3 protein-coding genes are annotated in these 5,251 nt (G+C 70.8%); all 3 read right to left on the bottom strand.

Annotated elements, in window-relative coordinates:
• Positions 1–165: 165 nt before the first annotated feature.
• Entirely contained in the window at positions 166–2,118 is a 1,953-nt protein-coding gene (locus AB0O00_RS28545; protein ID WP_363656553.1) for a LamG-like jellyroll fold domain-containing protein, read from the bottom strand.
• Positions 2,119–2,229: 111 nt separating this feature from the next.
• Positions 2,230–4,572: an alpha-L-fucosidase gene (locus AB0O00_RS28550; protein ID WP_363656555.1), complete on the bottom strand. Its 2,343-nt coding sequence runs from the start codon at positions 4,570–4,572 to the stop codon at positions 2,230–2,232.
• 121 nt (positions 4,573–4,693) lie between these two features.
• The coding region (locus AB0O00_RS28555; protein WP_363656557.1) for an RICIN domain-containing protein at positions 4,694–5,251 on the bottom strand (558 nt) is incomplete at its 5' end.

Genomic DNA, 5,251 nt, shown 5'->3' on the forward strand with positions numbered 1-5,251 from the left:
GGGCGGGGCAGCCGCGAGGGACGCCGGGGCGCCGGCGCACGATCAGGCGCACCCGACACGGCCGTCCTGACCTCGGTGATCACTACTGTGACCAAGACCGTGCGACGCACCGCCGACGCCGTACCGCCCGTCGTGACGCACCCGTCGGCCCGCGCGGCTCCGGCGTCACGCGATCATGAACTCCCCCACCGCCAGCGCGCGCTTCACGATCCGCACGTCGCCGATCCAGCCGTGGAGGATCTTGTCCAGCACGCCGGCGTACTCGTACCCGCCGAGCATCCACGGGCGCCCGAGGGTGGTCAGGCCGACCGCCGGGGTCGCCGGGTTGCGGGCGACCTCGCAGCCGTCCACGTACATCCGGTTGAGCCGGCCGTCGTTGACCACCGCGACGTGCCACCAGTGGTCGAGCGGCAGCTGGTGACCCCAACAGGTGGACGCGCCGGTCTGGTTGAGCGGGTAGACGCACCACTGCAGCGCGGGCGCCTCGGACAGGCTCAGCGTGACGACGGGCTCCTGCGGGTCGGTCGAGTCGCCGCTCTTGCCCGCCTCGCCGCTCATGCCCCAGCGGCTCAGTAGCCCCGACCACGCGTTCTTCCCCGGGTCCCAGTCCGCGGGCAGCTTGAAGAAGAGCTCGATGGTGTAACCGTGCTCGAACGTCTCGCGGTTGACGGGCGCGGTGGGCACGGTCTGGAGGTACGCGCCGACCGGCGGCTTGTTTCGGCTGTCGAACAGCAGGCTGCCGTGGCCGGGCTGGTCGGGGTGGTGGTCGGTCGACCACGTGAGCGCGGTGTCGGGCGCGCCCGGGGTGGCCTGGCGGACCAGGTCGTTGCCCTGGCCGGTCAGGTCCCGGACGACCTGCCGGTCCGGGAGGCCCGTGCCGGCCTTGCCGCCGTCGTCGAAGCGCCAGTAGGCGAGGGTGTCGTGGACGAGCAGTTCGCTCGCGGGGCGCGCCGGGCGCGGCGGGACGGGCGCGAAGCCGGCGAAGCGGTGCTCGAAGTCGACCGGGATCGAGAACCGGTCGACGTCGGAGGTCAGTTCGGCCTCCCGGGCGGCGAGGGCGTTGCGCTCCTCGGCGGCCGTCTCCAGGATCCAGGGCGAGAACGTCGACACGTCGACGGTGTTCCGGTCCAGGTCGAACCGGTAGGTGCGGATCATCGCCGCGCCGCCGTAGTAGCGGTCCTGGTAGTTGGTGATGTGAACGTGCACATCGTTCCCGGCCCGGTTGCGCAGGACGGTGCGGCCGGGCGGCCAGTAGTGCCCGTTGACGGTGAGGAACACCTGGTCGTTGCCGCTGACGAGCCTCTCCCAGAGGCGCTTCCCGTAGTCGGAGAGCGTCGCCTTGCCGTTGCCGTCCGCAGAGGCCATCTCGTGGGTGGTGAGGATGACCGGCAGCTTCGGGTTCTCGGCGATCATCCGGTTCGCCCAGGCGAAGCCCGCGTCCGACAGGCGCCAGTCCAGCGAGAGGACCATCCACTCGCGGCCGGCCGCCTTGAAGATGTGGCAGGTGTTGTACCCGTCGGGGCTGGAGGCCCGGTAGCCGGGCGTGCGAGCGGCCCTCGCCATTGTGAACGTGTCCAGGTACGGGGTGCTGCCGCGCTGGTCGTCGGTCGAGGACCGGACGTCGTGGTTTCCCGCGAGCACGCCGTACGCGACGCCGGCGTCGTCGAGCAGCGCGAAGGACTTCGTCACGGCGGCGTACTCGGCGGGCAGTCCGTGCTCGGTGACGTCGCCGAGGTGGGCGAGGAAGACGATGTTGTCGTCCCCGCCACCCTCGCGGTTCGTCCCGCCGTCGAGGACGTAGCGGAAGGACGCCTCCAGCGGGGCGGGGTGGATCCGGTCCTCGTCGAAGAGGTACTGCGTGTCCGGCATGACGACGAAGGTGAACTGCCGGCTGTCGGGGTCGGGCTGCCAGCGGTCGCGGCGGGTGCGGGACTTGGGTGCGTCCGCCGCCGCGGGCTCGGCGCCGCTGAACACTCCGAGCCCGGCCGCGCCGGCCCCGGCCCCCAGCAGCCCGGCCCCGCGCAGGAACCGTCGCCGGCTCGCCGCCGCTGCGCCGCCCCCGTCGAGCTCGGCGGTCCGGGGGCAGGCGCACTCGTCGGACGGATGGAAGTCGTGCATGATCGCTCCAAGGAGTGGTGTGGCCCCAGACGTTCCGGACGTTAGGGAGCAAACCTTGTCGCAGGTCATCCACGTGGTCACGCAGCGCTGAACAGCGGCCGAATGCCGCGATCACTGCACCGCGAGGATCTGCCAGTCCTGGTTGCCGCCGCCGGTGGTGGGCCACTGGATGACGTGGGCGCCGTCGGCGGTGGAGGCGTCCTTGACGTCGGCGCACCAGCCGTTGCGGACGTTGACGAGCCGGTAGTAGCCGCCGGTCGCGGAGGGGGCGAGCTGCCACGACTGGTTGTCGCCGCCGTCGCCGGTCCACTGGTCGAGGTTCGCGCCCTGGGCGGAGTTGCCGGGGCTGTCGACGACCTTGCCGCTCTTGGCGTTGGACAGCCGGTAGGAGCCGTCCGCGTTGGGCACCAGCTTCCACTGCTGGTTGGTGCCACCGGTCCAGGGCCACTGGATGAGGCCGGCGCCGTCGGCGGTGGAGGCGTCGCTGACGTCCAGCACCTTGCCGCTGTTGCGGTTGACCAGTTTGAACGTGCCCAGGTCCGCGCCGAAGGGCCGGTCGTAGACCTCGAGGCTGCGGATGGACGCCCAGACACCGTCCGGCAGCCCGGTGATGATAACGCGCACATACCGGGCCCGGGCGCGGAACTGGGAGACCTGGACCTGGCTGGTGCCGGTCGTCGCGGTGAGGTCGGCCAGCGTGGTCCAGCCGGCGTTGTCGGTGGAACCCTCAATCTTGTACCGGTAGTTGGTCCTGTCCAGTTCCCAGGCGATCCGGGCGCCGGTCAGGGAGCGGATCGAGCCGAGGTCGACCGTCAGCCAGTGGCCGGTGCCGCCGTCGTTCGCGCACCAGCGGGTGGAGGTGGCGCCGTCGACCGCGTTGGCCGCGGTGTTGCCCTTCGAGCTCTCCTCGCTGTCGGCGGTCGCGGTCGTGCCGACGGCGATGTCGGCTGGCCGCACGCCGCGGTCGAGGACAACGCCGATGACGCTGTCCTGGGGGTGGGTCGTGCGGTCGATGCCGGTGACGGAGACCTTGCCGTCGGCGCTGACGGCGTAGGACAGGTTTGCGCCGGACCGCACGTCGAACACGCGGGTGACCTGCGCGTCGCCGATCGGCGGGGTGGTGAAGCTGGTCCCGCTGTAGCCGGGCAGCAGGTGGACGTAGAAGGTGTCGTCCTTGTACGTGAAGCCGTACTGGCCGTCGACCGGGTTCCACGGCCCGCCGCGGGTGCCGTAGACGGACCGGCCGCACGCGGTCATGAAGGCGCCGATCTGCCGCAGCAGGCCGGCCTGGGCGTCGGAGACGGTGCCGTGCCGGTCCGGGCCGACGTTGACCATCACGGTCATGTTCCGCACCCAGCAGTTGACCAGGATGTCCATCGCGGTGCCGTAGCCCATGACCGAGGAGTTGGAGTAGCCCCATGTGCCGATGACGCTGAAGACCTTCTCGACCAGCCTGCCCGTGCGGATCGGCCCGCTCGGGACCCCCGGGCCCTCGTCGCTGTCGTAGTCGCCCTTCCAGCCGGAGCGCGAGGTCGCGACGATGTGGGGCTGGTGCTTGCGGACCATGCCCATCAGCCCCAGCGGCCTGCCGGCGCCGTCCGTCTCGCCGTAGGCGGCGTCCACCGGCCACTGGTTGGCGGTGTCGCGGAACTGCCCGGGTTCCCAGAAGAACGCGCCGGCCGCGTCGGTGCCCTGCTCGGCGATCCAGCCGCCGTCCCACCACAGGTCGTCGATCACGCCGTACTGGGTGACGAGTTCCTTGACCGACTCGTACACCTCGGTCTTCATGATCCGCGCGTTCTCCTTGTGCGCGGGATCGGTGGTGTAACCCCAGGGGTTCGCCGCGCAGTTGGTGCCGGTCACGTCGAAGTAGCCGGGGTAGCGCCAGTCGATCGGCGAGTAGTAGAGGCCCACCCTCAGACCGGCCGACCGCACCGCCGCGACGTAGTCCTTCACGAAGTCGCGGTTCAGCGGCGCCTGCCCGGAGGACCAGGCGTTCGGGTGGTTCAGCGGCCACAGCGCGAAGCCGTCGTGGTGGCGGGTGGTGAGCGTCGTGTACCTCGCCCCGAAGTCCTTCGCCAGCTGGGCCCAGGCCGCCGGGTCGTAGGCATCGGCGGTGAACTGCTCGCTCGTCGCGTCGGTGACGTACTTCCGGTAGTTCGCCGGGGTGACCGCCGCGCTGTGCATGTACCACTCGCCCTTGGCCGGGCCCGCGTACACGCCCCAGTGGATGAACATCCCCAGCTTGGCGTCCATCAGCCACTGGATCTTGGCGTCCGGCTGCTGTTCGAGGCCCAGGTCGGTCTGCGGGATCCGCAGCGGAGGGAGCGGCAGCGGGTCGGCGGCCGTCGCGGCGTACGCGGGCGTCGTCATGGCGACCGAGCCCGCCGTCGCGGCAACCGTCATGGCCGCCATGCCGACGAGGACCGATCTGCGTGAGAGGGAATCAGGCATTGCAGTTCCTCCAGTTCGACGCGCACGTGGTGGTGGAGCCCCGGACGGGCCCGGTTGCCGGCCGGGCCCATCCGTCAGCCGTTTCCGTCAGCCGTTTCCGTCAGCCGCTTCCGTCAGCCGGTCAGGAGAGGGTCCAGCTCTCGCTGTTAGCGCTCACACTACCGCCCGTCTCCTGGTCCACGGCCGCTCCCTGCGTGGTCGAGCCGCCGGTGCCCAGGGTCAGGCCGCTGCCGACGCCGACCAGCACGTACTTGCCGCCGGCGAGGTCCAGCGCCCACTGCTGGTTGGCGCCGCCGTTGCAGGTCCACTGCTGCAACTGGACGCCGGTGGTGGTCGAGTAGCCAGGGACGTCCAGGCACAACCCGCTGTTGACGCTGGTCAGGGTGAAGATGTTGTCCGCGACCCTGGTGAGCGTCCACTTCTGGTTGGCGCCGCCGGTCGACGGCCACTGGAGGACCGCGCCGCCGTTGGCGGTGGAGGCACCGCTCACGTCCAGCAGCATCGAACTCGCCGCGTTGGTGAGGGTGTAGGTGCCGGCGGAGGGGATTCCGCTGCCGGCCGACCAGGTGCCCGCGGAGGTGTCGAGGGACCAGGTGGGGTACTGACCGAGGTTCATCGTCGTCCCCCTGATGGTCAGCGGGAGCCAGATCAGCTTGGAGCTGCCCAGGTCGGCGGTGTC

The sequence above is a fragment of the Kitasatospora sp. NPDC093558 genome, from assembly GCF_040683475.1.
In the GTDB taxonomy this organism is placed as follows: domain Bacteria; phylum Actinomycetota; class Actinomycetes; order Streptomycetales; family Streptomycetaceae; genus Kitasatospora.